This window comes from Pseudoalteromonas sp. SR43-7 (genome assembly GCF_014163785.1).
Lineage (GTDB): Bacteria > Pseudomonadota > Gammaproteobacteria > Enterobacterales > Alteromonadaceae > Pseudoalteromonas > Pseudoalteromonas distincta.
Window position 1 is genome coordinate 12,016 of record NZ_JACJDY010000019.1, and the last position, 26,214, is coordinate 38,229.

Consider the following 26,214-nt stretch of genomic DNA (forward strand, 5'->3'; position numbering starts at 1 on the left):
CCTATTACTTACTCTTTAATAACCCCATCAAAACCTAAGTTAATAAGCGTATCTATATCATCTTGGCTTGTTACACCTTGAGCCACCACTTTAATGCCAATAGAATGCGCTAACGTACACACTCCTCGCAGAAATGTTTGGTTATCTTGGCTGTAACTAATATTGTGTCCGTAAACGCTATCAACCTTAATCATTTCAAGACCAAATTCCTGAATTTTATAAATTTTAGTAAATTCAGGGCCCACACGTTTTAATGCTACCTTAGCGCCCATATATCGAGCCTGCTCACAAAAATCTTTAAATATCTCAATTTCGCTGACGGCAATACTTTCACGAATATCAAAACAAATTTTAGAGGCTAAATCAGGAAACGCCGAAAGGTACGTAAGAATCGAAGCAAGCGCAGCATCATCAAGTAACGTTTGGGCAGATAATTCAACCGAAATCAGTTCACTTGGTGGCTCAATACTATAATGAGCCACCAACGCCTTAATTAAACCCCAATCTAAACGCGCTAATAACTTTAATCGGTTAGCCCACTGGTAGTAGTAACTAGCACGGTATACTTGCCCACCAAGCTTTAGGCTCAACCCTAATTGATTTTGCATTACCGGCCCTGTAAAGCTCGTTACTGGGTAAGTATTTATTTCTAAATTATTATTGTTGAGTGCCTCTTCTATGGCATTTTTCCAGCTAGTTGCATTATCAAACAGCTCACTTTCTTGCTTGATTTGAGCTACTTTTGCTTGTACATCAGATTGTTTACCCGATGATTTTAAAAGTTCATCCGCACGCTTTAATACATCAAATCGCGTGTCGTCTTTTTGAATATAAGTACAGCTGTGAGGTATCGCTAGGTTAACGTTTTTATACTCTTCAACAAACGATTGATGCATCAATAAAATACGTTCACTGATTGCTTGAATATCATCAATATCACTAAATAAAACTGTAAAATCGCTGTGAGAAATACGTGCAATGTAATTTTCAGAAAAGTGTTCTTGGTTGCTCTCTAAGAAGCTAACCAACATCTGTGAAAATCGACGTAGAAAGTTAACCATTTCTACTCGTCCCACTTCCTCACTTATGCGATCGAGGTTTACAACCCTAAATAAAAACAAAGCACCATGGGCATGATCTTTCGATTTTTGTAAGTGAGCCTCAAGCGTTGCACCAAAGTATTCTCTATTTGCTAAACCAGTTAGCTCATCGTGTTGCGATTTAAATCTAAGCTCTTCTAAACGTTTATTATCTTCTTTAATAATACGGCTAAAACGGGTAGATAATTGGTTCATTGATTGCACTAATCGTGCAAACTCAAAAGTGCGAGGAACGCTCGATTTAATAAAACGTTTTTCACCAAATGCATTAGCCTGATACACAACATCATCTAGTGGTTTTAAAATCCTACTTAAAAAGTAAGCACTAACTATACAAGCAAAAAAAGCGACAATTAAAAAACTAAAAAATAGTTTAAGCGCACTTTCCCATAAGGCTTGCTCAGCATATTGACTATGGCTTTCTATAAACAAAGTACCAAACTGCTGCCAACCATTATTTACTTGCCCAACCCCTGGCTGTACATTTAATCCATACACTGCTCTAAACCACTGCGGAGCCGTCGCTTTGAGTTCATCGGTAAACGTGCGTTTAACAATCACCTCACCATTAGGGTTTTGTAGTTCTATTCGCTTATAGTGACCGGTATCAAATGTGGCTGAAACTAATAACTCAAGCTCAACGGGGTCTTTGTCTAATTGGCTGATCATTAACGCGAGTGAACTGGCATTATCTACATTTTTTAAGTACAGCTGGGTCGAAAAATAACTTTTAGCCGAATTAGTGCTAATTAAAACACTACTTATAAAGCCCACAAAAATAACAATTAATAATGCAATCCATAGCTCTTGCCTGAGTGTTATTTTTCGTTTTTTAAGATACTTAGATAAGGAAAATGATGCCATTACCACATAACTCCTTCTTTGGTTGTCTGCTCCAAAATTTTACGCCAGCGTGAAAGTCTTGCTGTTGGGCTGGCTACACTTTTGGTTGAATTATTAGCCCATAAACCTTGGCTGTTAAAGCTAAAAACAGGGCTTAAATCTACACGTTTTGCAGCAGGTAAAACCTTTGTTATTAAACTGTCTAAAATAAGTGGCTGAGCGTTTGGTGTAGCAAAATAACCTAACACCATATGCGCTTGCGTTTTGTTAGTGCCCGCAATTCTTGCTTTTACATAAATAAGGCGTAACTTGTCGTCGCTCACACCTAACGCTCTTAAGCTGATATATTTTGCTATTGCGTAATCTTCACAATCACCGAGGCCCCTGCCTAATGTTTCTAAAGGGGTTGCCCAATAATCATTTTGTTTCCAAAGCAAAATATCAGTTTGGTAGCGTAAATTACGCGCAAAAAAATCATTAACAATAAGAATTTGTTGTTGCTCTGGCTTGTTTTGAGTTTGCACCAACATGCTTTGCCAGTTGCGAGCAACTGCCGCTCGCGCAGGCCCGTATTTTTGACCCATGAGCTCTATAAAGGTATTAAATTGAATAGTTAGTCGGCTTGCAAGCACACCACTGGAGAGTACAAAAAACAGCAATAGGTAGCGCAAATTGGCTTTGCACCATATAAATAATTGAGGATTTAAATGACTTGGCTTAATCGCCATTTACAGAGCCACTGTTAATATAAGTGGCAATAAAATACATCTGTTGAGCACTACGCAATCTGCTTAAAATTAATCCTAACAACAGCATAGCACTCAATATAGGAGGATGAGATATTTTGAATAACTTTTTTAGTAGTACGTTACTTTTTTAACTTCGCGTGGTTTTACTTCACCTATGTATAAATCGTGCACACGCTTCATATTAAGCTCAAGCTCGGTCACGTAAGTGTCATCTACTGCGTAAGTTTTAATTATTTGTGCACCTTTAATAAGCCCCTGCACTTTACTTTCTAAATAATCGTCTTGAGCAATTGAGCCTTCAACCGTTGTTCCTGCGGTAATTTTTTGCCCATATACTTGCTCAGTAAGCTCGCGGTAAGCTTCAAGCTTAGAAGCCTTAATGGCCATAAGTTGCTTTTGCGAAAGGTTAGCGCCTTTTTGCAAGCTAATAGGTGCATACCCTATCGCTTTTAAAACGGGGTAATTATTTGGCTCTACATATTTATATTCAACATGCTTATCAAAAACGCTGCTACAACCACCTAAGGTTAAACACCCAAGTGTAATAAGTAATGAAATTGCTCGCATAGCATCTAGCCCTTGTATAGTAATTAGCAGTACATATGCACGTTTAATGCCATTTATAGCATTACTAATAATTACCAAATAACATTGGTACAGTCCTTGCTCTACCTAGTTAATAGCTAACGTTTAATTGGAGTAAAAGTATGAAGTCGTTTTTATCATTGGCATTTGCAGGGTTAAGTGCAACGGCATTATTAACGTTCTCCCCTTTTACTAAAGCGCAGTGGTATGAATCAACGGGTCACGCGAACGTTCAAAATGGTGATACGAGCGCGGCTAAATCTGCCGCTATAAAAGATGCGATTACACAGGCGTTAGTATTCTCTGGCGCACGGGTTAGCTCTGTGCAAACCCTTGTAGATGGCGTGTTGATGCAAGATCAGCTAAAAATTAGCAGCCACGGCGAAATTCAAAAAATTGAACTGGTCAGCGAAAATAAATACGACAATAAATTTGCCGTTACATTACGGCTCGATATTTTTTCTCAAACAGAGCAATGCCCACAAAATAGTTTTAATAAGTTTGTGGCCGTTACACAAAGCCAACTTGTTCATCGTGAACACGCCAAAATGGGTCAAATATTTGACGTAAGCAAAGCGATTAGCAAAAATATTTTTACTTCCCTGCAAAAATCAAAAATGAGCGCAGTACCTATTGCTTACTATAATAATGCAATAAGCGTTGATAAGTACTTTTCGCAGCAGCACGACTATTCAAATGCCCAATTAGAAGAAATATCTTCGCGCAGTAACGCTCAATATGTTCTGCTTAGCCAAATAACCAGCCTTTCAACTAGCGACAAACTCAATAACGATTATGCATTTTGGCAAGACGAGGCGTATGAGCGCAGTTACAACATTGAATTTGTATTATTTGATGGCACTACCTATGAGCAACTTTGGCAAAATAGTTACCATACTCAAGCAATTTGGCCATTTGAAAAAACAACCATAGTTGACGTCAATAGTGATAGGTTTTGGCAATCGCCTTATGGGAAAAGCATAACCGATATCAACCAAGCAGTAAGTTATGACATTCAAGCAGCCATGGCGTGTTTGCCAACTCAAGGCAAAATAATGCACATGGAAAATAGCAAAATCGTTATTAATTTAGGTAAAGCTCATGGGTTAAAAAAAGGCCAGATGCTAAGCATTGCGCACCATAACTATTTAACCGACGCGGCAGGTAATGTTATGCCACACACCATCACCACGCTTAATAAAATTCGCGTTGAGCAGCTTTATCAGCAAACTGCAGTAGCTGTCAGTATTGATGACAAACCACTACCTGGCGTGCAAATTAACGATGTAGTAGAAATAATCAGCCAAGATCTTTAGTTAATTTAGCTTTTAAATTAGGGTGAGCCGATAACCACTTGCCCAATTGTTCTACACCCGATAAATGCGGATAATGCTTTCTGCATGCAAACACCACATTACGCTGCTGATTAGGGAATATAGGCAAGTAATCAATCCCTACACGGTCGGTACATGCCAGTTTTGGTACAAATGTAATACCGTCATCCATGGCCACTAACGCTAATAATGTTTCTAAACTATTACCTTTATACTGATTAGATATATCGACTCCCGCAGAAAAACAAAACTTTTGAGCTTGATCTTTAAAGCAATGACCATCACTTAACATTAGTAGGCTGCATCCTTGAAGGTCGCTCAACGCCACTTTTTTATGCTTAGACAGCGCGTTATCGTGTGATACCGCCACTAAAAAATCTTCTTTGTATAAAGCAACCGTATGGTAATTAATAAGCTCTGGCACATCGGCTAAAATAGCAAAGTCGAGTTCACCCTTGTTTAAAGCTTCTAAAATTGTTGCTGTTTGCATCTCAATAAACGAAAACTGGCTATCAATAAATGCCGCTTTCATCGATGTTAATAACGCAGGCAACAAGTAAGGCGCAATGGTAGGAATAATACCAATAGTTAATTTACCTTGTAGAGGCTCGTTAGAAGTAGCAGCAAGTTCTTTGAGTATTTGCGTTTGTTCTAAAATAATCTCTATTTGCGTCAACAAACGTTCACCTTTTGCTGTTAACGTAACTTGTTTAGTTGAGCGGTCAAATAAAGTAACGCCAAGCTCATGTTCGAGTTTTTTTACTTGGCCACTTAATGTAGGCTGACTTACAAAACATGCATCGGCAGCTTTGCGAAAGTGCTTGTATTGCGCTATTGCTTTTACATATTCAAAATCTTTTAAGTTCATATTCAGCTCTACGTGATAGTTTATAACTATCAGTTTAATACAAACAAACGATTGGAACTATATTTAATTGTTCGCCATAATGGCTATCAACAAATCAAGAGGAATAAAAAACTATGTTAAACAATATCGAAGGTCAAACAGTCCCAAGTGTTACATTTGCAACTCGTCAAAATAACGAATGGAAATCAGTCACAACAGATGAAATTTTTAAAGGTAAAACGGTTGTAGTGTTTTCACTACCTGGTGCATTCACACCAACATGTTCATCAACTCACTTACCACGTTACAACGAATTAGCGGGCGTACTTAAGCAAAATGGCGTTGACGAAATTGTATGTTTATCAGTAAACGATACCTTTGTAATGAACGCATGGGCTGAACATCAAGAAGCGCAAAACATTACTTTATTACCAGACGGCAACGGCGAATTTACTGACGGCATGGGCATGCTAGTAGACAAAAACGACCTAGGCTTTGGTAAGCGCAGCTGGAGATACTCTATGCTGGTTAAAGACGGCGTGATTGACAAAATGTTCATCGAACCAGATTTACCAGGTGACCCGTTTGAAGTATCTGATGCAGACACAATGCTTGATTACATCAACCCTAAGCAAGCTAAACCAGAACCTGTAAGCATCTTTACTAAACCTGGCTGTCCTTTTTGTAAAAAAGCAAAAGAGCTTCTTGCTGAAAAAGGCTTCGCATATGAAGAGATTGTTATGGGTGCTGGCGCATCACTAACAAGTCTAAAAGCTGTATCTGGTCGTGACACTGTTCCACAAATATTCATTGGTGGTAAACACATCGGTGGTTCAGACGACTTAGAAAAATACTTTGCTTAATTAAGTAAAAAATAGCAGGGGCGTACGCGCCCCTCTATATCAATCTCATCGCTTAGATTGAAAATAATAAAGGATACCACTATGAAAGAATTGCAAACCGATGTTGTTGTTATAGGCGCTGGCACTGCTGGTTTAAGTGCTTATCGTAATGCTAAACAGTTCACACAAAATGTATTAATGATCGAATCAGGCCCATACGGTACCACATGTGCACGTGTTGGTTGTATGCCAAGCAAGTTATTGATTGCAGCCGCCGAAGCCGCACACGCAATTGAAATGGCACCTGCATTTGGTGTTCATAGCTCAAAGCCTGTCATTGATGGCAAAGCAGTTATGGCACGCGTTAAAAGTGAACGAGATCGCTTTGCAGGATTCGTAGTAGAAGCCGTAGATGAATTACCAGATGGTGATAAAATTCGTGGTTACGCTAAATTTTTAGACGCAAACCGCGTACAAATAGACGACCATACAATTATTACAGCAAAACGCTTTGTAATTGCCACCGGTTCACGCCCTTCATACCCTGGCGTATTTAATAACTTTGGTGACAAACTTATTATAAACGACGACGTATTTGATTGGGATGACCTACCAGAATCAGTCGCTGTATTTGGCCCTGGTGTAATAGGTCTTGAAATTGGCCAAGCACTTAGCCGACTAGGCGTAAATGTAAAACTATTTGGTGTAGGCGGCGCAATTGGCCCACTTACAGATCCAGTAGTAAAAGACTACGCAAATACTGTTTTTGCTGAAGAATTTTTTGTAGATACCGACTCAAACGTATCTGACATGATGCAAGTTGGCGACAAAGCACAGCTAACTTACACCGACAAACAAGGTGAAAAACACACCGAACAGTTTGACTACGTACTTGCAGCCACAGGCCGAGTACCTAACGTAGATAAACTAGGCCTTGAAAACACAGGCATTGAACTTGATGAACGCGGCGTACCGCACGCAGACACACATACAATGCAGTGTGGTGAGTCGAACATATTTATAGCAGGCGATGCAAGTAACATGCTCCCATTGTTACACGAAGCATCTGACCAAGGTGCTATTGCAGGTCAAAATGCAGGGCGCTTCCCAGATGTACGTATAGGTCTGCGCAGAGCAAAAATTGCAGCTGTATTTAGCGACCCACAAATAGCAATGGTAGGCGAAAGCTACAAGCAAATTACTGACCGATTAGGCCCATGCGGTTGTTTTGAAGTAGGCGAAGTAAGCTTTGAAAACCAAGGCCGTAGCCGAGTAATGCTTAAAAACAAAGGTCATATGCGTGTATATGCCGAGCAAGGTACAGGCTTATTTTTAGGTGCAGAATTTATTGGCCCACAAGCCGAACACATCGCTCACTTACTAGCATGGGCTGTACAAAACAAAATGACCGTACCAGAAATGCTTGATATGCCATTTTACCACCCAGTCATTGAAGAAGGGCTACGTACCGCCCTTCGCGACTTAAACGCCAAACTTAAATTTGGCCCAGATATTGTAAATTCATGTATGGAATGTGGTCCAGGCGCATAACCTATTTGCCACACATACAAACTTGCTAAGTAAAAGCCAAAACTAACGTTTTGGCTTTTTTTATAATTTTTTTAAGCTGACCTCTCAAAAAAAATTTTAGCTGTTACACTTAATTGATAATTCAATTAAAAAAGATGGAATAGCTATGCCCAATAATAAATTTAGACTAGTCACTCGCAGCGATTTTGATGGCTTAGTTTGTGCCGTATTGCTCAAAGACTTAGACCTAATTGACGATATTTTATTTGTTCATCCAAAAGACATGCAAGATGGCAAAATAGACATTACCGAAAACGATATTACGACCAACCTCCCCTACGTTGCAGGCTGTCATATAGCATTCGATCATCACCTTAGCGAAACCGTTCGCAACTCAAGCGACATAAAAAACCATATTATTGACCCAAAAGCCCCATCAGCAGCTCGCGTAGTTTATGACTATTATGGCGGCGCTGAAAAACTTCCGAATATTTCTGTTGAAATGATGGACGCGGTAGACAAAGGCGATGCTGCTCAGTTTTCAAAAGACGAAATATTAAACCCAACCGATTGGGTCTTAATGAACTTTATTATGGATGCGCGAACTGGCCTTGGTCGTTTTCGCGAGTTTAAAATTTCAAATTACCAATTAATGATGAAACTGATTGATGCGTGTAAAGATCAAAGCATCGAAGAAATCCTACAAATGGAAGACGTAGCCGAGCGTGTTGCTTTATATAACGAGCATAACGAAAAAGCTAAAGAGCAAATTTCTCAATGCGCTACCGTTCATAAGAACTTAGTGGTTCTTGATTTAACCCAAGAAGAAACAATTTACGCCACAAACCGATTTGTTATTTATGCCATGTACCCCGACTGCAATATCTCGATTCATAAAATGTGGGGCCTTAAAAAACAAAACGTAGTGTATGCCGTTGGCAAATCAATCACTAACCGCAGCTCAAACACGAATGTTGGCGAACTGTGCCTTAAATACGGCGGTGGTGGTCATTTAAATGCAGGTACTTGCCAAGTAGAAACAAGTAAAGCTGAAGCCGTGCTTAGTGAGTTAATCGATACGATTACTAGTGATGGCTAGGCTTTAATATTTCATTATGTAAAAGCGAGTAAATTAACGCTTACTCGCTTTTTTTGTAATATTTAATATCAATTACTTCTCCTTCATTTTGTTTTTGTATACTAACTACTTTACTCACTTTTGTACCATATAACCTAAACACCTTGCCTACCTGCTATAAATAAACACGTATTCACAAAAAATATTTAGTACCAAATATAAGAACAACTTGTTGTTGCCAATTTGTAAATGAGAAGATAACATATTGGACAGCAAGGTTTTCACTTAAAGCCTTACCAAAAACAAGATTAATTATTACCAATTAATGGAAAATACAATGCAACACAAATACACAACAACTATATCTGCAATATCGGTACTCGCCGTGCTTTTGTTAGGTGCTTCATCTGGCAAAGCAATGGCATCATGTAACTACAGTGGTAACGCCCCTAGCGGCTCTTACGCACCAGGGTATGTTTCTGGCAATCAACGTACAGAAGTACGAAAAGCTAAGTTACAGGTTGGCCCAAGCTCAACAACTTGCTACTCACAAAGCCAAATTAAAAACAGCAGTTCGAAAAATGACCATTTTTATACAACTTCAGATGGCTCCGTTCTTTACTTTTATGAATCGGGTGATAGTAATAGATCAGAGCTTCGTGAAGAACGCGAGTTTAAAATTAGCGAAAATACATCATCAAGCCGCTACATCCGAATTAATTCAAAATTTGTATCTAAATCATCAAACCTAGGAAAAGCAATTTTTGCGCAAGTGCACGTAGATGAAAGTGGACAAAAAGGGCCATTAGCCGCACTTAAATGGGCTGCAGCAGGCGAACAAAAAGACGCATACAACAACTCGCCTGAAGGGATCTACCTTTCACTTCGCAGAACCATGAACTGCTCAGGAACAGATTGTTTCACACATATTTACGTAGGTAATTACGACGAAACGTTTAAAACTTATAGACTTGGTTTATTCAACGGAAAGCTGAGATTAAAGGTTAACAACTCATATATTAACTTGCCACGTAAAGATATTTACGATGAAGACGGTGATGGCAATAAATCAGAAGTAAAAACTGGAAGCTCTATCGATTTAAGAAATAACGCTGACTGGAAAAATAAAAAACTCTATCTCAAAACAGGTGTTTACATAAACACAGATGGTAGCGCAAAAGTAGCAACTAAAAACTTAAAGTTTTATTAATCGTAGTAATGCATAGCTCGTCAAATATACGACGAGCTTTACTTAGCACTAATATAAATTATGAATAAGCACAATCATGACAAAAAGCAAAAACAAAGCAACAAAACGGCAAAGTAAATCGACTACATTAACGTTGATGGCCCTCGCGTTTCTATGTGGTTATTCAACTGCTTTATTAGATGTATTTGACTCATTTACGGGAGAAGTTGAATCGTATGAAGTAAAAAACATTCAACAACTCACACTTACTAACCACGAAAAATTAGATACTCGCCTAGCTAATAAAAACCTAAATGAGCCGCAAGAAAGCGAAATAAAAGTTCTTCCAAACCATACCAGTGAAAGTTTTATTAACCCTGTTGAGGCTCACTTTCAAAGCAGTGACTCCTACGATGCTATATCAATGCTAAACAAAGTGATTATATTATCTGAAATGGGAAATTATGCTGACCAAGGTGAAATAGCAGAAGCGCTCGATTCATTTAAAAACTTACTCGCCACCTCTCCCGATGAACAAGCTAACTTAATTGATCATATGAGAACACTCAGTTTTGAGTCAAAAGAGTTTCATCATATTGTATCTATTTTACAAGAACTACCTGAACACCAAGGTAGCCTTGCCTTAACGAATGTTGCACTTGAGCTTAGTCAATATGATGATATTAAATCACAAGAACAGTTCTTATTACTTGCCGCAAATCTAAATAATAATATTGAAAATCCACGTATTCAAACTGCCCTTGCTGATATCGCAATTTACGCTGAAGACTCTGAGCACATTGTTTTAGATGCATTAACTTTATTAAAACCTTTTCATATGGATGACTACGAAAAAGAGCAAGTATTAACGCGAATAAATAACCTATTAGCGACTAGTAATACTACTAACCACAGCCAACTTATTAATAACGCATTAAAATTTAGCAACAACGAAGAACGAGAGCATATGGCAAGCCAATTTATAGATTCTAACTATGATATTGAAACACGCCATGAGATTTTAAGTGGGCTTCACACTGGCATTGTACCGCGCTCAAATCAGATCAAAGAACTGTTATTAAACATAGCGAGTAATCAATCAGACCCGCTAAACCAGGCAGCACAAAGCACGCTAAAAGAGTTGTTTTATATTACCAACCAAGAATATAAACAAATTAAAAGTTAAGCAGGCAAATACTAATGCCATTGCAATGGTGGACTCATACTCAAATAGTACAGGTGAGAGTTTACTGCTAAAGCACTTGCACCAGGCATTATTCCGAAAGGGTAAACGGATGTGACCAAAAGCTAGAGCATACTTTTCTCTAGATTAAGGAGCGCATTCAAAGAACTTGACCCAATAGAGATGAGATATTTTATTGTATTTCCATAAAGCTTCGTAATAGCGCAACAAATTACTTATTTTTATTAAGTAGTATTATTAAATAATTAGGCAGAGGTCGAATAAAATTAAAAACAATGTAGCCAATAACTGCAAAAACTCCCCCTCCAATAATTGGAATGATTGGGCCAAAGCCTATACTTGCCGCAACAGCATACCCCAGAAAATAAGCGGGTTTATAAATCCTAAAAAAAACAGCTGCTACCAGAATTGAGGGTAGCGCTAGCATCGAAACAAATTCTACATAACCAGCATAAAACAGTGCGCCGTTAACGAGTGCATAAAGACCGGCTCCAGCAAGTTGAAACCAAACGTGTTTTGGGTAGATCTTACCGTACTGTTTATTTATAAACGTCCCTAGTATCCAGCTCAATACGGGTAAAATTATTACTCCCCACCAGTTGGATATTGCAGGTAAGCTAGAGTCATTCAGTAAATGATGCGAAGGAACGCCGCTGTTGAAGTGCTGGTATGCTAAGTAGGCTACTACGTAGGCAATAACCATAATGACTAGCAATGAACGAGAGTCTTTGGTTTTATACATTTTAAAGCATCCTTGTGAATTATCTGCGATAGTTACTAGTGCGCAAAAAGTCAGTCTTGCGATTCTTACACCCTATCACGTCGAAGGTTTTCCACTAATATGGTTTTGTAAGCAAATATGTAATGATGATTATATTTACTCAGAAAATTTGTACTGCGGGCTACGGAGACATTTTTTTGATAAATTACACTATGGTTCTTCACTAAATATAATTTAGTAACTTAAATTATTTAAATTGATTTAAGTCATGTGAAAACAAGTTACGTATGTCGCATTATGGCACTTATCCGTATTTCGGTTTCGATCTATAATCGGTAATTCAGGCTCAATTAATTAAAGTCTAGAGGTAATAATTTCGACCAAGAGCCAACAGCTGAGAGTTATTTATTGCAAGAAGCTGTTTTACATTATTCGTCTGATAATAAAATTAAACTTTATTGGGCAGGTGAAAACCGGGCTAATCCACCTTGGCGTGTGGAAATATGTATCTAACAAACGATTAATGTTGTAACTATCTTTTATGTCAAAGATAGTCTTGAATATAGTTGAGCCACTTTAATAAAAAGACATCTATGAACTTTTTTAAATTTCAATTTACGCTGCTATAAATGCGCTATACAGAAATTAAAAAAAGGAGTAAGAAGTCTAACTTATTGATTAATTGGTAGCCCCTACAGGAATCGAACCTGTAACTGCCCCTTAGGAGGGGGCCGTTATATCCATTTAACTAAGAGGCCACAAACAAGCTGTGTGCTTAGGGGTGTGAATTATAACGGCATCTGGTTTTTTATATCAAGCGACAACTGAACTTAATTGCTTGATAAGTATATATCTTCTTTATTTAGTACGTAAATTGGGATTAGTTTTCGACTACTCGCGACAATTTTTTTTGTATGCGCGTTAATTACACGTGTATTTACAACAACAGCATCACTGCGATAAATTAAAGTACCCGCTAATACATGGCTCGCCATTTGATCTTCGCTAAGCTTTTCAATATCGCGCGAGAAAGCAAAATCACCACGGCTATTTACATCTATTGTTTGGGTTGTTTTAAAATCAACCACGCCATAACCAAACTTTTGTAACTGATGAATTAACGTTTCAGAAATTTGATTACCCAATTGATTACTTTTAGTAAGCGACGAATCAAGATCGACCAAAGTAGTAACGGCAATATTAATATTGGTGTTGGTATCACTTTCAAATTCAAGCGTATCAACCAAATCAAGTGCCATTTGTTCCACATAGTTAGCAAGTGTTTTATGGTGCTGAAGTGGTGTAAATTGATTGCCGTTAGCATCGTTTTGAGTTGATTTTTGCTCGGCTATTTTACGCATACTTGCTAGGTCATAATTTACTTGTGTGGTTGAAGATGTATTAATTTCGGCACTTTCATTATTTTGAGTGAAGGCACAACCGGCTAAGTTAGCTAAAGCAAAAAAAACGATAAAGCGGTTAAATAATTTACTATACATAATTATCTCACTTGCTTGCTTGTTTTAACATTATGCCATCAGTGCGATAACTACTATTAAGCGCATCAACAACCGACTGTGGAATAAACCCTTGTGCAGAACCTACTACGGCCTTACTTTCTAGCCCAACAATACGTGCATTAACAAGTACACCACCTTGATGGTTTACAAGCGTACCGGCTAGTACATATTTAAAGTTTTGATCTTGGTTTAGCTCTAAATAGTCGCGACTAAATACAAAGTCGCCTGTTGAGGTGACACGCATATAATCAGTTGTTTTAAAATCAATAACGGGTACACCAAAGCTGTGTAGTTCATGCATGAAGCTTTCTGCAATTTGGTTTCCTAGTAAGCTACCATCGTTGTAGTCTTCATCTAAAAAAATAAAACTCGAAACAGCTAACGGTGTTTGTTCACTTACGTACTGTAAGTTTTCAACCATGTCTTGCATTATGCCGCGCACATAGTGGTTAATATTTTTGCGCATTGGCGGTGTTGCTTTTGTGTAGTTATCTTGTGGAGCCATTCCTGACTGAAATAAGTTATCGTCAGAAACAGGCGATGCAACGTCGCGTTGGTTACTCACTAGTTGGTTACTTTGCTCACTTTGTGTTGGTGTGGTGTCTGTATTCATTGTGCCTAGTATTTGAGAACAACCAAAGCCCAGTGGTAAGCATAATGTAATTAATAGGTTTTTCATTTTGTGCTCCAAATTAGTATTCGCTTCGGTATAAAAGTCCGTCACGCTGCTGAATTTTCTCATTGCCCCACATTACATTAATTGGGATCTCGGTACTTCCCGCAGAGAGCACCTGTTTATTTTCTATATTCACAAGCCGTGCGTTAACTATGTATGCATGCTGCTGGCGAGTCACTGTGCCGGTGATAACTAAGTCAATATTTTGGCGATTACGTAATTTGCTTAAATCGCGACTTAAAATACTGTCTGAATTTTCTGATAAAGAGAGGTTATCCCCAAGTCTGTACTCAACGGTGTGATAACCCAGTTGAGTAAATTGTGTAAGCAGACTTTCTTGGATCTGCTGACTTAAGCCTGAGGCCTGCCCTGTCACTAATTTTGTATCTAGTGCATCTGCATAAAAGAAGCTACTAACGCCAACACGTGCATTAGCATTTAACGCTCCATTTAGATGGTTAAGTTGCGACGTTAAATTAACTACATAGTCATTAACCGTAAAAGGAGCCATGGCTGCTTTAGGTGCGTCTGTAGGCACACTTGGTTCTGGTGGTGGCACCAAGTTACAAGCAGCTAAATTTAAAAATAATAAAGGCAGTAAAAGGCGCATAATTGCCATCCTCTTCAAAACATACTGAAGATAAAGCAATTTGTATGCCGACTTAGCTATTGTGCGATAAAGGGCTGATCTACGTAATAACTAACTAAACAATTTATATTTTGGCTCTTTAATTTTTGACAGTCAGCCATGGCGTTTTTTTTGTCTATATATGCGCCTAGCTTTAAGCGGTTATACATAACTCCTTTTACATTTATTGTTTCAACATTCATCACAAAATTATCGCCTAGTAAGCTAGGAAGCTTTTTCTGTAATTGCCTAAAAGCTAAAGAGAGTTGTTCTTTTTGCGTTATTGAAAGCACTTGTAAAGCAAATTTGGGATTAACTGGTTTTGTTACTTGTAAATTGGAGCGATTAATTGTGTTGGTATTAACACTTTCTGCTTTTATTACTGGTGCGTTTTTCTGCTCATTTTCTTTTGCAATTGTATTGAGTTGTAATATTAGTAAGCTTAAGTCTTCTTCAATAAGTAATAAACGCGCAAGTTCTGGCTTCATATTTTGCCACTGCTGGGAGCTCATTTTTAGAGTTTCAAGTTCCTGCTTTGTTATTTTTACGTAGCTTTTTTCGTCAGTTACGTTGGTCTGAGTAGCACTATTATCAATTGCTTTATTGTTCGCACAACCATAACTTAGCAACATTGCACTGATTAAAAATATACATTGAACTCTTTTCATCCTAATTCCTTTAATGAAGTATTTTATGCGTTTCAACAACACACTTTAATCCTTGCGCTTTTACTGAGTCGCATACAGAGATAAGCGCTGGCGAACTGTTTGTTGCGTACGCTAAGGCTAAAATAAATTTATTTTTAGCTTTATCATGTATATAAAAAGCTTCTTGCTGCTCTATACGTGGTGCTATTAAACGGTAATAAATTTTTAAAATATTTAACGAATTAAAACTTCCTGCATTGGCAATGCTTCCTGTTGTTGCACTGAGCGCCTTTAACGTTAAATCAACACCCATTACTACATCTCCTTGAGCCGATAAATTAACTGTTATATTTTGAGTATTTTTTAGCTGCTTGCGTTGTTTATATTCATCATCAATTACTGCTTTATACTGCCCCGGTTTAAGGTCTGTAAATAAATAATAGCCATCATATGCTGCTTGAGTTTGTGCAACTTGATCCCCTTTCTCATTCAACAGCGCTATAGTTGCAAAGGGTTGGATCTGTGTTGTTTCCCCTTTTTGTTGATAAACAACTCCCTCCACTTCACTGGCATTATTTAATGCGAAGTCCATATACTCAACTAAACCAGCCCTTGGTGTAATAGAAAAGCCCTCGTTAGCTGGTATTAAAAACGGATCTTCAAAACTATTTCTATCAAGTATTATATCTGTTGTACGATTTGCTGGCATTGAAGTTAATAGTGCAACGCCGTGTTCGTCTGTAATTGCTTGACGATAATTGTGAACGCCTTTTACTTTTACGCCACCAACACCGTGCTCATCATCATCCATAATACCGTTATTATTTTGATCTAAAAATACGCGTAACATTAAGCTACCCGTGTTAGTTAAGGTGCGCTTAGAGGCAAAATATGTATTGTGTTCAACATCAAAACCTAAGCTAAAGCGACTATAAATACCGAGCCGCCAATCATCGTTACTGTTGTAGTTTAAGTTACTCGTTAAACTAAACTTATCGCTTTGCCAATTGAGCCCTAATTCTGCCGATTGAATATTATTACGAAGTGAATCAGTTAAAGTAAGTTCCGCTTGTAAATCTCGGCCCAAGTTGCGGCTAAACTCAGCCTCGTAACTAACAAGCTCACTTACTGGCGATATACTATAATCTATACCAAACCTTGTGTAGGTTCTCCCAAAGCGCTTTTGAAAACGTGTTGCTCCAAAAGTACCCTCAGAGCTATCGTCTTGTTGCCACAGCAATTGGTTACTTAGTGCAAATCCTGAGTATGAGTAGTTGAACTGGTTGCGTACTTGTTTAAAACGCCCTCTAGTATCACTATCGTCATATAGGACGTTATTTTGATAAGAAAGGCGTCCATAAGTATTATTCATTAGCCCACCAGCTAAATTTATTTGGTAGCTGTTAAAATCTTGCTGCTGTTCGTCGGTACGATTTGTAGCGCTAAAAAGTAGTGATTGTTCGGCAATTTGAGTTCGGGCTGTAAATTCAAATTCTTGTTCATTGTTATTATTTTTTTCAACATTCGCATTTAATAATAATCGGTCAAATAAGCTTATGTTGGTACCAAATGCATACTTAAGTAGATCGTCGTCTGTGTTTTTTTGACCTGATGTAGCAGTGTATACAGATACATTATCTGTAAGCCCTTGCTCATATCTACCCGCAACTTGCCAACCCTGCCCCTGCGAACTTGAAACATTGTTATTTAATAATTGCTTGCCTTGTTCAGTAACCGACAATTCATAGTTACCTTGTCCCTGCTTAAGTTGATTTCCGTCCACAAAGTAATAATCACTTTTGCGCTCAACTTGACCTTGAGGCCCATAAAAAATAAGCTCAAAATTATTAGCTCCAAATAATAGGTCTATATTATCAAAAATATAACGTCCATCTGCGAGGCTAAGCTGCTGGTCTATTAATATTTCATTACGATACAGTTCTACATCCCAACCTGGCTGTATAGCACCGCTTAAGTTAACTTGATTATTGACTATTTTTCTATTGGTAACATTATTAGAAACTTTAACACCTCGGGCATACTGACTACTGTAACTATTACCAACTTGCGTGGCGATGACATCACCAAAAGATATTTCAGTAGGCATTAAGCTGTTTTTTATTTCTTTGTCTAAGTTTTGCTTTGTAAACGTTAACCTAGAGTTGGTAAGTAAGTCAGTACTTCGTCCAGACAAAAAATACTCTGCAGATAAATACGCAAAGTCTTGAGTGCCTAAAAGTGAATAGTTCGTAGAATGTCTATCATCGTTCGCGGTAAAATTTAGTTGTAAGTCGGCAACCGGAGAAGATAGCGCTTTATATGGGCTAGCTTTCCATGGCAGCGTTGGTGGCGAACTTTTATTAGGCGATTTAAGATTGCGCGACTGCCTATATCTTTGTTGTTCAACTGGTAAGGGGCTCTTTGAGCTTATAAGTAATTCTAAATCTGGGTAATCAATATTAAACTCTAGATTTAAAGCATTATGTAAACTTTGAATATCTACATAAATATCATCTTCAATGGTAATTTGATTTTTTGCTAATAAGTAGCTCTGTGTAGGACTAGTAAATACTGCGGGTGTCACCGCTGCATTTAGAGAAAGAGGTTGTTGATTTGCTCCAACACCTTGAGCAATTCGATTGCTAGCATCAACATTCATTGCAAACTGTAAAATATCAAATAAGTCGCTTAAACTAACTTGTACACTTTGCTCGCTTTTAATTGCTGCAACTTCACCTAAGTAGTATGAGTTTAAATAAAGCGAAAGTATTAATAACTCGCCTGTAGCGATACGCTGTTGCTGATTTTCTTTGCTTTTATAATTAATTGCTTCCACGGGCTTAGTTAGCTTTAATTCAATTGCGCGCAGTGTTGTTAAAGCATCGCCTACGGAAGAATTGGGATTAGCAATTACACTATTACTAAGCAAACTACTTATGCTTAGTAATAGTGTATACAATAAATTATTTAGCCTCATTCACTGTTAAAGCATTAATTGATTGTGAGGTTAAAGGCAGAGTGTATTGTGCAAATGTAAGGTCTTTATATTCTTGACTGCCTTCATATTTAAAAATAACTTTTCCTGCTTTATCTAAATTTTTGTCACTAAATAAACTAAGAGTAACAAATGCATTATCCACTTCTGGATAAATACTTAAATTACCAATTTCTGCAACTTTAACTTGCTCGTTATTACTATTAACAAAGTAGGCACTCAATTTACCGTAGGTACTAAACATACCTTCTCGTTTTATATTCAATAAAAACTGAGGACGTTGATTGCTTTCATTTAGTACTACCTTAGCTTGCTCTATAGTAACTTCTGGCTGTTTCATGTCTTTACGTAACAAAATAGGAATGCTGTAGCTCATAATCATATTAACTTTTATTGAGCTTGTTTTATTAGTATTTTCACCCGGCAATGCTTGAAATAAAAGATGAGAGCGATACTCACCAGAAGCCAGATCTTTAGGTTTACGTATTGCTATTTTTACTGTTTGTTTTTCACCAGGCGCTAAACGCATTTGTTTTGGTGACAAACGTGCCATTGAGCTTAAACTTTCACTTGTAGCCTCCGCCAACTGTATGTAGCCACCGCTAGGTTGCGCTTGTTTCTCACTCCATAAAACACGATATGTTTGATATTCATTACCCGTATTAATTACGGTAACTTTAGCGGTTCGTTGACGTTCATCGAAACTAATACGGGTTGGAGAGATAAGTAAATTTGCGTATGCATTTTTTCCTAAAATACATACACTCAGTGCGAGGAGCACTACAACTTTATAAAGCATGTTTTGTCCTTTAGTAATCAATCGTAATTTCTAATTGGGTGTCGGTAATAAAACGACCATCTAAGTAACTTTGGCTAGTCCCTGTCGTTATTAAACGGCCACCTACTTTGAGTAGAAGCTCTCCAAACTCATCGCTAGCCTGCGTTCTTGGTAAATCCACTAATACAACCGAAAACTTGGCACTATTAGCCCCAAGTACTTCACTTTGTAATGTACTGTCACTCGTTTTGTTAAACGATATTTGAGTAAGAGGAGGTAAATCGGTAAATAAAAGTTCTGCAGGATTACCCTCAGTTAATACGTAAATATTACCAAATTTGGTTATTTCACCCTCATGGCTAATGGTTATAGAACTTAAGGTATTATTTTGAGGGATAACTAAAGTGCCAAAATTAAGCGCCTCTTGCTGTATGCTTGCGCTATAAACTTGCTCGCTAAACGTTAACGAAAGCCAAGCATAAACATACAAAAAGCGCATTACTTGTTTAAACACTAATTAATATGACACTTCAATATTAAAGCTACCCGAATACTCACCATCAGGGTAATCCACACTTGATGCGTTTGAAGAAGTAGAAAGAGTCGCGCCTATATTAAATGATACAGTGCCATCAGCACTAGCTTGTAGGTTAGGAGTACCTTGCGTATAAAGCGCGCCTGCATTTGTTCCGCTTGTTATAAAGTAAGTCCAAGCACCTACAGTAAAATCAGGTTCATTTAACCCTTGGCCAGCTAAAGGTAGTATTAAAGTATTTACTGGGTCTGTAATGGTTAAAATAGAGTTTGGTACGACATCTGACACACTAAAAGCGCCAGCTTCACCATCTTCAATTATTGAGATACTCGCAGCGTTACCAACTGGATTATCTTGTGAAGTAACAGGGCTCGCAGCTGGATCAGGATTAACTGTCAGCGTCGCTTGTTCACTGCCTGTTGGATCTGAAATAGCACGAATAGTACCAAAATTTAAATCGTTATCTTTTGTGAGTACTACAGCATTTTGTACCGTTACTTTCGCTTCAAATGATTCTGTAGCAGCATAAGTGCTAAACGAGCTGACCACGGTGGCTGCAGCTAATGCAGATAAATAAAACTTCATGCTAAATCCTTATAAGAAAATGGGCTTTATCAAATATTTGCCCAACTATAGTTAGTATCGACTACTAGTACAAATACTTTAATACTATATAAGTTTAAAAGGTCTAATTTTTTAATTATATTGGTTTCCCTACAAAAGCAGCAATATTACATGCTTGATCAAGCTGATTAGCTAAATAACAAAACGTACTTACTTGAGCATCGTTTTTAAATGGACCTACACGTAATCCATACAAAGTCATATTATTATTTTTACGTTCAAACATAGTAAAATTAAATTGAGTAAATGCACTAGGGTATAATTGCTTAAGCCTTTCGACTCTTGCTCTAACAAGCTCTGGCTTTAAATACCAACCAAGCTGTGCTCCAATTTTAGTTTCATCTGTTAAGGTGAGTTCTGAATTTTGTAAGTTTGGTGTTTTTACTTCGGGAGTGTTATTTAGTGCCGTCGGTTCCAAATTCTGTGAAGGCTGATTACCATAGGTGATATCGGTTTTACTTTGCATGAGTAAAGGAGGATTTTCAGTTAATTCACTTTGAGACGATAACGCCATAATTAATAGCTGTAAATCATCTTCCATAGCAGTTAAACGACCAATGCTTTCTTGTTGTAAGTGCCACTGCGAAACATACTCTTTTACTTGTTTATCAGTTATTAAAGAATGCTGCACGCTCTCGTTATTTACAGTTGCGCTGCTGCATCCATATAAATTAAAAGATAAGAATAAAACTGATATTAAATGACAAGACTTAAAATACCGCATTGCAAAATGCACTCTACTAACCAAGATAATAAATCAAAGCAAATTTTGCGCCAATTTATAGCAACTTTTTAATTAAGTAGTCTATTTTGAAGTAAGAAAACCGAGTTGATAACAAAACAAAATTGCGTTATTTAATTACTATCACTAATTATTGCTGTATTGATCTAGCTACTGCCTCCGTGCACTCGTATATCAAAATTATTAGCGATAATTGCGTCAGGTTTAATCCCCAAGATTGATTAGGTATTATTACAGATTGATATTACGTAATACGGGCTACAGCCTTACTGGCTTATCGGTGTAGTTACTTACTATGCAATCGAGTTTATACAGCTTGAATACGTCACAGTCTGCTTTTGCATTTTTAAAGTTTTGGTAAGAGCCAAGTTTTAGCCTGTAAAACATTTTGTTGTTTATTTTGGCGGTTTCTACGTTAGTCAATATTTTGTCTCTAAACAACGGTGCTGCTTTAGTATTTAGCTCTTGCCATGCTTTAGCCACACCTTGCTCTGAGTCAACTGAAGCTACCTGCAAAGCAAATACATGTTTTGGTTTATTTAATTTTACAGCTTGTTTTTTATTGCTGTAGTTTTGTTTAACTTGTTGGCGTGATTTAACATTACGTGTGTTTCGAGGTGAGCGTACAGACTGGCTGCTATACCCTTGATTAGCCTGCGCAATAGCTTTGCTGTTTATAATATCAATATGATTTACGAGGTAAGTTATTTCTTTTTCTAACCTTAAGATTCGCTCTATACCTTCGCGTGCTTGTTGCCACTGCATTGCAGCATCTTTTAGCTGAGCAAGCTCCAAGGCAGTAATTGAGACGTAGTCAGGCGAGTTACTTTGAGGTTGTTCGTCAATGGTTTTTATTTCAGGCGTAACGCTGCATGCTGTGCCAAATAAAAGCATTAGCAAGCTAAGTAAAAGCCCAATGTTATTTTTTTTATATATAAACATGTATTTGCTGTCCTGAAAGCAGTGTTTTCACTACATTTCAGTTAAACATTCTCACAAGAAAGCGTTTAACTTTATTTAAGCTGTGAGCTATAAAACTTAGCTCTTCGCATGCTTGTCAGTGTTTTGTAAAACACAACGTTGCATACTCCCACCCTTCCTTGAGAACATTATTTAATACAAATTCAATGCCAGTTAACACAAACTTTACAACATAAATAACAATATGTCTGTAATGACTTAAAAACTTTTATTTTAGAGCTACTCCTTTCCTTATTTTATTCTAGGGCCTGTTGACCTTTCATGATTAAAATTTGTTCAATCTAGGGGCCATTTAATCGCGGCGCGAGGTTTGTAACCTAGTGGGCTAAGTAAAAACCGAGTAAAGCTTCCGCGTCCTGCTCACGCCCCTTACCTACATCCATGTAGGCAACAAAGAGTAAATTGCCCCGAGGCAGAACCCTTCGGGCAGCGCATGTTTGGCATCTATGCTACGTTATCGCCTATTTATGGGGAATAACCACACTACATAGGCTCTGCCTTGCCTAAATACCAAACAGCCTGCTGCAAATTTAACCTCAAAAGATAAACAGGCCCTGATAAAACTCATAAAAAAGGCGCCGATATAGGCGCCTTTCATGTTTTACGTTAACTGTTAAATCAGTTTTTTAATAAATGATTTTAATTCATCGGCAAATTCATCGCGACGAAGTGCAAATTCAATCGTTGCTTTTAAGTAACCAATTTTACTTCCACAATCGTGGCTACGGCCTTTTATAGCGTATGCATCTACTTTTTCGTGTTCCATTAACATCGCAATTGCGTCAGTTAATTGAATTTCGTCGCCTGCACCTTGCGGAGTTTTCGCAAGTAACGGCCAGATATTTTCGCTTAATACGTATCGACCCACTACAGCTAAGTTTGATGGAGCTTCATCTACTGGCGGCTTTTCTACCATATTAAGAATTGGCGAGCTTTCACCTTGCTTTAAGTCAACATCACCTAAATCAACCACACCAAACTGGTTAACTTGTGCCATTGGTACTGGTTCTACCATAATTTGACTGTGCTTGGTTTTCTCAAAATTAGCGATCATTTCTGCTAAGTTATCTTTTTTAAGATCGCTCTCTACATCATCAATAATTACATCTGGTAAAATAACTACAAACGGTTCGTTACCAATAATAGGCGCTGCACAACTAATAGCATGGCCTAAGCCTTTTGCTTCACCTTGGCGTACGTGAATAATGGTTACGTCTTTAGGGCAGATTGCTTGCACTTCGGCAAGTAGTTGCCGCTTAACACGCTTTTCTAAAGTAGCTTCTAGTTCAAAACTTGTATCAAAGTGATTTTCGATTGAATTTTTACTTGAGTGAGTTACTAACACTATTTCTTTAATGCCTGCAGCAACGGCTTCGTTTACTACATATTGAATTAAAGGACGGTCTACCACTGGCAGCATTTCTTTAGGAATTGCTTTAGTGGCTGGTAACATACGAGTACCAAGGCCCGCTACTGGGATCACTGCTTTCATTTTATGTTTTCCTTAATCTTTTATTATACTGAAAATGGATATTGAATCGCTTCATGGCATTGATAGCCTGTTACTTCAAAGTCGTCTCGTGTTACCCACGTTTCTATGTCTTCTAATGATTTAATTTTTGGATTAATTTTTAACTGAGGTGAATCAAATGGCTCACGCGTTAACTGCACGTCTCGCATCAGTTCAAGTTGGTTTTCGTAAATATGTGCATTAGCAATTTTATGATACGCCTTACCCGCTTTGTGGCCGGTAATTTGAGCCACTAACGCAAGCAATACAAAACACTGAATTTGATTAAAATTAAGGCCAAGTGGCACATCACAGCTTCGCTGGTATGACGTTAAATATAGCGTATCGCCAAGTAACGAAAAAGTGTGCGTATGCATACACGGGCGCAGGCAACCAAGCTCAAACTCACCTGGATTATAAAACGTAATTATTTCACCACGGTCATCAATGCCATTTTTTAAGTTATTAATAACTTTGGAAAGCTGATCGAGTGTTGAACCATCTGGACGTTGCCAACCACGGCCTTGTACGCCATAAACACGCCCCATGTCGTCCTCACCTTTACGGTTAGGATTATTAAGCCATGCGTTGTTATCGTTCGCGTTGGCATCCCATGTTTTACAGCCAATTTCACGAAATTGCGCAGAGCTGTCGTAACCGCGTAAATATCCTAGCAATTCAGCAATCGCTGCTTTGTAGTAGCTTTTTCGTGTAGTGATCATCGGAAACTGATTATTAGCCACATCGTATTCTAAATCAGCATTGATAACGGTTAAACAACGCGTACCTGTACGTTTATTTTCGACCCACTGCCCTTCGTCAACAATACGCTGACATAATTCTAAATATTGTTTCATGCGTTACTTCTTATTATGCTTTAGCTGTGGTTATTTGTTTAGGTTGTTTATATGCCCAAATTAATAAGCCTAAACCACCTACAATCATTGGTAACGAAAGTATTTGTCCCATTGATATAAAGTCGGCAAATAAACCTAATTGTGCATCGGGTTGGCGGAAATATTCAATACAGAATCTAAACACGCCATAGCCTAATAAAAACACTCCGGCTACACTGCCTGCTGGGCGCGGTTTTTTAATAAACCATTGCAGGATTAAAAACAGTACTAAGCCTTCAAAAAATGCTTCGTATAATTGCGATGGGTGACGCGCAAGCGGACCGCCCGTTGGAAATACCATTGCCCATGGCACGTCGGTAACTCGACCCCATAATTCACCGTTTATAAAGTTACCAATCCGTCCAGCTAAAAGCCCTACTGGAACCAGTGGAGCAACAAAATCGCCCACTTGAAGAAGCGACTTTTTACGCGTCCACGAAAAAATTGCGACGGCGGTTATAACGCCAAGTGTTCCACCATGGAACGACATACCACCCTGATCTATTCTAAATAAATACAGTGGGTTTTCTATAAAGTAACTAAACTGGTAAAACAATACGTAGCCAATACGCCCGCCTAGTATTACCCCCAACATGCCGTAAAACAGTAAATCGCCTACTTGCTCTTTAGTCCAACCCGAATTTGGCTTTGATGCTTGACGATTTGCAAACCACATCGCAAATGCAAAACCTATTAAATACATTAAGCCATACCAACGTACGCTTAGCGGTCCAACAGAAAAAATAATTGGATCAATTTGAGGAAACTCAAGTGCCATAAAAAATAAACCTTTAGCTAAAAACCATTTTAATTGCGATAACTACAAGCAGTACCGCGAAAACTTTCTTAATTGTATTAACAGGTAAATAGTGAGTTGCTTTAGCGCCAATAGGCGCAACAAACCACGAGGTAATAACAATTCCAAATAATGCAGGTAAATAAACAAACCCAGCAAAACCATGCTCTAAATCGGTAACATGCCAGCCTGCGCTGATGTAACCAATAGAGCCAAATAATGCTATAACAATTCCGCACGCGGCTGCGCAGCCAATTGCTTTTTTTATATCAACCGAAAAATAATTAAGCATAGGTACTATTAAAGCACCACCACCAATACCAATTAAACCTGATAATCCGCCCATTATCGCAGAAAATCCACCTAAAATAGGACCTGCTGGTAACGGTTTATCTGACATCGGTTTATTACGCGCGGATAGCACCATTCTTGTTGCAATAAATACAACACTTATAGCAAACACTGTACGCAATATTTGTTCAGGGATTAAACTTGCTGCAAAGCCACTAATAAGTGCACCTAAAGCCACACCCGACATAACCCATGGGGCAATATCCCAAGGCACGTTATCATTTTTATGATGAGCCAGCGCTGAAGACGTTGAAGTAAATAAAATAGAAGCGAGTGAGGTTGCAATAGCAATTACTAATACATGATCAGCTGACGTTACATTAAATGACAGTAGCAGAGTGCTTAGAACTGGAACGATAATTAAACCGCCACCAATGCCTAGTAACCCAGCTAAAAACCCAACAATACAGCCTAGTAGTGCGCAGCTTGCGACTAACAAACCTAAGTCATACATAGTAATCTCAAATACCCTTTTAAGGTTTATATATTAAAGGATTATAAAACTAATAGCAT

General features: G+C 38.0%; 25 protein-coding genes, 1 tRNA gene and 1 pseudogene. 7 read left to right on the forward strand and 20 right to left on the reverse strand.

Translation table 11 applies throughout. The features are described from left to right. Positions 1-8: 8 nt before the first annotated feature. The 3 genes from H5087_RS14360 to H5087_RS14370 form a co-directional block, all read right to left on the reverse strand. Positions 9-1,964: a LapD/MoxY N-terminal periplasmic domain-containing protein gene (locus H5087_RS14360; protein ID WP_182672502.1), complete on the reverse strand. Its 1,956-nt coding sequence runs from the start codon at positions 1,962-1,964 to the stop codon at positions 9-11. Continuing rightward, complete coding sequence (locus H5087_RS14365) at positions 1,964-2,671, reverse strand: transglutaminase-like cysteine peptidase (protein WP_182672503.1); 708 nt, start codon at positions 2,669-2,671, stop codon at positions 1,964-1,966. The genes H5087_RS14360 and H5087_RS14365 overlap by 1 nt, the downstream gene beginning before the upstream one ends. 129 nt (positions 2,672-2,800) lie before the next feature. Continuing rightward, positions 2,801-3,259, reverse strand: a complete 459-nt coding sequence (locus H5087_RS14370; RefSeq protein WP_024593173.1) for an LPP20 family lipoprotein — start codon at positions 3,257-3,259, stop codon at positions 2,801-2,803. A 140-nt stretch (positions 3,260-3,399) separates the two neighbouring features. On the opposite strand from H5087_RS14370, the gene H5087_RS14375 reads away from it, so the two are divergent. Then, positions 3,400-4,593, forward strand: coding sequence for a flagellar assembly protein FlgT (locus tag H5087_RS14375; RefSeq protein WP_182672504.1), 1,194 nt, complete (start codon positions 3,400-3,402; stop codon positions 4,591-4,593). Here H5087_RS14375 and H5087_RS14380 read toward each other — a convergent pair. Continuing rightward, positions 4,577-5,479 (reverse strand): LysR substrate-binding domain-containing protein, encoded by a 903-nt coding sequence (locus H5087_RS14380; RefSeq protein ID WP_182672505.1) that lies wholly within the window; start codon positions 5,477-5,479, stop codon positions 4,577-4,579. The two genes, H5087_RS14375 and H5087_RS14380, sit on opposite strands and share 17 nt — an antisense overlap. Before the next feature lie 113 nt (positions 5,480-5,592). Between H5087_RS14380 and H5087_RS14385 the strand changes: the two genes are divergently transcribed. The 5 genes from H5087_RS14385 to H5087_RS14405 all read left to right on the forward strand — a co-directional run bounded on the left by H5087_RS14385 (position 5,593) and on the right by H5087_RS14405 (position 11,283). Further along, on the forward strand, positions 5,593-6,321 hold the full coding sequence (locus H5087_RS14385) for a glutathione peroxidase (protein WP_002961336.1): 729 nt from the start codon (positions 5,593-5,595) through the stop codon (positions 6,319-6,321). Positions 6,322-6,402: 81 nt separating this feature from the next. After that, entirely contained in the window at positions 6,403-7,851 is a 1,449-nt protein-coding gene (locus H5087_RS14390) for a dihydrolipoyl dehydrogenase (protein ID WP_182672506.1), read from the forward strand. A gap of 145 nt (positions 7,852-7,996) precedes the next feature. Continuing rightward, a complete protein-coding gene (locus H5087_RS14395) occupies positions 7,997-8,929 on the forward strand; it encodes an exopolyphosphatase (protein WP_182672507.1) in 933 nt (310 codons plus the stop codon). 316 nt (positions 8,930-9,245) lie between these two features. Then, positions 9,246-10,118, forward strand: a complete 873-nt coding sequence (locus H5087_RS14400) for a polysaccharide lyase family 7 protein (protein WP_182672508.1) — start codon at positions 9,246-9,248, stop codon at positions 10,116-10,118. A gap of 76 nt (positions 10,119-10,194) precedes the next feature. Continuing rightward, positions 10,195-11,283 carry a hypothetical protein gene (locus H5087_RS14405; RefSeq protein WP_182672509.1) on the forward strand — a complete coding sequence of 363 codons (1,089 nt, stop codon included), beginning with the start codon at positions 10,195-10,197 and terminating at the stop codon, positions 11,281-11,283. Between the two features lie 229 nt (positions 11,284-11,512). On the opposite strand, the gene H5087_RS14410 is transcribed toward H5087_RS14405, so the two are convergent. Continuing rightward, on the reverse strand, positions 11,513-12,043 hold the full coding sequence (locus tag H5087_RS14410) for a hypothetical protein (protein ID WP_182672510.1): 531 nt from the start codon (positions 12,041-12,043) through the stop codon (positions 11,513-11,515). A 351-nt stretch (positions 12,044-12,394) separates the two neighbouring features. Between H5087_RS14410 and H5087_RS20180 the strand changes: the two are divergent. Further along, positions 12,395-12,535 (forward strand): annotated as a pseudogene (locus tag H5087_RS20180) (VOC family protein); the annotation flags it as partial. A gap of 170 nt (positions 12,536-12,705) precedes the next feature. On the opposite strand, the gene H5087_RS14415 reads toward H5087_RS20180, so the two are convergent. The 15 genes from H5087_RS14415 to H5087_RS14485 form a co-directional block, all read right to left on the reverse strand. After that, positions 12,706-12,780 (reverse strand) — tRNA-Arg (locus H5087_RS14415). A 72-nt stretch (positions 12,781-12,852) separates the two neighbouring features. Beyond that, entirely contained in the window at positions 12,853-13,521 is a 669-nt protein-coding gene (locus H5087_RS14420) for a FlgO family outer membrane protein (protein ID WP_182672511.1), read from the reverse strand. Positions 13,522-13,528: 7 nt separating this feature from the next. After that, complete coding sequence (locus tag H5087_RS14425) at positions 13,529-14,221, reverse strand: FlgO family outer membrane protein (protein ID WP_182672512.1); 693 nt, start codon at positions 14,219-14,221, stop codon at positions 13,529-13,531. A gap of 13 nt (positions 14,222-14,234) precedes the next feature. Beyond that, positions 14,235-14,828 carry a FlgO family outer membrane protein gene (locus H5087_RS14430; RefSeq protein ID WP_182672513.1) on the reverse strand — a complete coding sequence of 198 codons (594 nt, stop codon included), beginning with the start codon at positions 14,826-14,828 and terminating at the stop codon, positions 14,235-14,237. A 56-nt stretch (positions 14,829-14,884) separates the two neighbouring features. Then, the gene (locus tag H5087_RS14435; protein ID WP_182672514.1) at positions 14,885-15,514 is read right to left on the reverse strand and encodes an SPOR domain-containing protein; all 630 of its coding nucleotides are present in this window, start codon (positions 15,512-15,514) and stop codon (positions 14,885-14,887) included. A gap of 10 nt (positions 15,515-15,524) precedes the next feature. Further along, entirely contained in the window at positions 15,525-18,422 is a 2,898-nt protein-coding gene (locus H5087_RS14440; protein ID WP_220491583.1) for a hypothetical protein, read from the reverse strand. Between the two features lie 34 nt (positions 18,423-18,456). Continuing rightward, positions 18,457-19,287, reverse strand: coding sequence for a molecular chaperone (locus H5087_RS14445; protein WP_182672515.1), 831 nt, complete (start codon positions 19,285-19,287; stop codon positions 18,457-18,459). A gap of 10 nt (positions 19,288-19,297) precedes the next feature. Continuing rightward, entirely contained in the window at positions 19,298-19,780 is a 483-nt protein-coding gene (locus tag H5087_RS14450; protein WP_182672516.1) for a DUF4402 domain-containing protein, read from the reverse strand. Between the two features lie 3 nt (positions 19,781-19,783). Then, the gene (locus tag H5087_RS14455) at positions 19,784-20,386 is read right to left on the reverse strand and encodes a DUF4402 domain-containing protein (RefSeq protein WP_182672517.1); all 603 of its coding nucleotides are present in this window, start codon (positions 20,384-20,386) and stop codon (positions 19,784-19,786) included. Positions 20,387-20,501: 115 nt separating this feature from the next. Further along, positions 20,502-21,056 carry an SPOR domain-containing protein gene (locus H5087_RS14460; protein ID WP_182672518.1) on the reverse strand — a complete coding sequence of 185 codons (555 nt, stop codon included), beginning with the start codon at positions 21,054-21,056 and terminating at the stop codon, positions 20,502-20,504. 369 nt (positions 21,057-21,425) lie between these two features. Further along, positions 21,426-22,109, reverse strand: coding sequence for an SPOR domain-containing protein (locus H5087_RS14465; RefSeq protein WP_182672519.1), 684 nt, complete (start codon positions 22,107-22,109; stop codon positions 21,426-21,428). A gap of 652 nt (positions 22,110-22,761) precedes the next feature. Next, a complete protein-coding gene (gene galU / locus H5087_RS14470) occupies positions 22,762-23,640 on the reverse strand; it encodes a UTP--glucose-1-phosphate uridylyltransferase GalU (RefSeq protein WP_007583126.1) in 879 nt (292 codons plus the stop codon). A 23-nt stretch (positions 23,641-23,663) separates the two neighbouring features. After that, positions 23,664-24,515 (reverse strand): thymidylate synthase, encoded by an 852-nt coding sequence (locus H5087_RS14475; protein ID WP_182672520.1) that lies wholly within the window; start codon positions 24,513-24,515, stop codon positions 23,664-23,666. A gap of 13 nt (positions 24,516-24,528) precedes the next feature. Continuing rightward, complete coding sequence (gene lgt, locus H5087_RS14480) at positions 24,529-25,332, reverse strand: prolipoprotein diacylglyceryl transferase (protein ID WP_182672521.1); 804 nt, start codon at positions 25,330-25,332, stop codon at positions 24,529-24,531. A gap of 13 nt (positions 25,333-25,345) precedes the next feature. Continuing rightward, positions 25,346-26,155 (reverse strand): sulfite exporter TauE/SafE family protein, encoded by an 810-nt coding sequence (locus H5087_RS14485; RefSeq protein WP_182672522.1) that lies wholly within the window; start codon positions 26,153-26,155, stop codon positions 25,346-25,348. Positions 26,156-26,214: the final 59 nt, after the last annotated feature.

Coding starts and splice junctions, on each gene's coding strand:
- H5087_RS14360 (WP_182672502.1), bottom strand. CDS start 1,964: ATGGCATCATTTTCCTTATCTAAGTATCTTAAAAAACGAAAAATAACA.
- H5087_RS14365 (WP_182672503.1), bottom strand. CDS start 2,671: ATGGCGATTAAGCCAAGTCATTTAAATCCTCAATTATTTATATGGTGC.
- H5087_RS14370 (WP_024593173.1), bottom strand. CDS start 3,259: ATGCGAGCAATTTCATTACTTATTACACTTGGGTGTTTAACCTTAGGT.
- H5087_RS14375 (WP_182672504.1), top strand. CDS start 3,400: ATGAAGTCGTTTTTATCATTGGCATTTGCAGGGTTAAGTGCAACGGCA.
- H5087_RS14380 (WP_182672505.1), bottom strand. CDS start 5,479: ATGAACTTAAAAGATTTTGAATATGTAAAAGCAATAGCGCAATACAAG.
- H5087_RS14385 (WP_002961336.1), top strand. CDS start 5,593: ATGTTAAACAATATCGAAGGTCAAACAGTCCCAAGTGTTACATTTGCA.
- H5087_RS14390 (WP_182672506.1), top strand. CDS start 6,403: ATGAAAGAATTGCAAACCGATGTTGTTGTTATAGGCGCTGGCACTGCT.
- H5087_RS14395 (WP_182672507.1), top strand. CDS start 7,997: ATGCCCAATAATAAATTTAGACTAGTCACTCGCAGCGATTTTGATGGC.
- H5087_RS14400 (WP_182672508.1), top strand. CDS start 9,246: ATGCAACACAAATACACAACAACTATATCTGCAATATCGGTACTCGCC.
- H5087_RS14405 (WP_182672509.1), top strand. CDS start 10,195: ATGACAAAAAGCAAAAACAAAGCAACAAAACGGCAAAGTAAATCGACT.
- H5087_RS14410 (WP_182672510.1), bottom strand. CDS start 12,043: ATGTATAAAACCAAAGACTCTCGTTCATTGCTAGTCATTATGGTTATT.
- H5087_RS14420 (WP_182672511.1), bottom strand. CDS start 13,521: ATGTATAGTAAATTATTTAACCGCTTTATCGTTTTTTTTGCTTTAGCT.
- H5087_RS14425 (WP_182672512.1), bottom strand. CDS start 14,221: ATGAAAAACCTATTAATTACATTATGCTTACCACTGGGCTTTGGTTGT.
- H5087_RS14430 (WP_182672513.1), bottom strand. CDS start 14,828: ATGCGCCTTTTACTGCCTTTATTATTTTTAAATTTAGCTGCTTGTAAC.
- H5087_RS14435 (WP_182672514.1), bottom strand. CDS start 15,514: ATGAAAAGAGTTCAATGTATATTTTTAATCAGTGCAATGTTGCTAAGT.
- H5087_RS14445 (WP_182672515.1), bottom strand. CDS start 19,287: ATGCTTTATAAAGTTGTAGTGCTCCTCGCACTGAGTGTATGTATTTTA.
- H5087_RS14455 (WP_182672517.1), bottom strand. CDS start 20,386: ATGAAGTTTTATTTATCTGCATTAGCTGCAGCCACCGTGGTCAGCTCG.
- H5087_RS14465 (WP_182672519.1), bottom strand. CDS start 22,109: ATGTTTATATATAAAAAAAATAACATTGGGCTTTTACTTAGCTTGCTA.
- galU (WP_007583126.1), bottom strand. CDS start 23,640: ATGAAAGCAGTGATCCCAGTAGCGGGCCTTGGTACTCGTATGTTACCA.
- H5087_RS14475 (WP_182672520.1), bottom strand. CDS start 24,515: ATGAAACAATATTTAGAATTATGTCAGCGTATTGTTGACGAAGGGCAG.
- lgt (WP_182672521.1), bottom strand. CDS start 25,332: ATGGCACTTGAGTTTCCTCAAATTGATCCAATTATTTTTTCTGTTGGA.
- H5087_RS14485 (WP_182672522.1), bottom strand. CDS start 26,155: ATGTATGACTTAGGTTTGTTAGTCGCAAGCTGCGCACTACTAGGCTGT.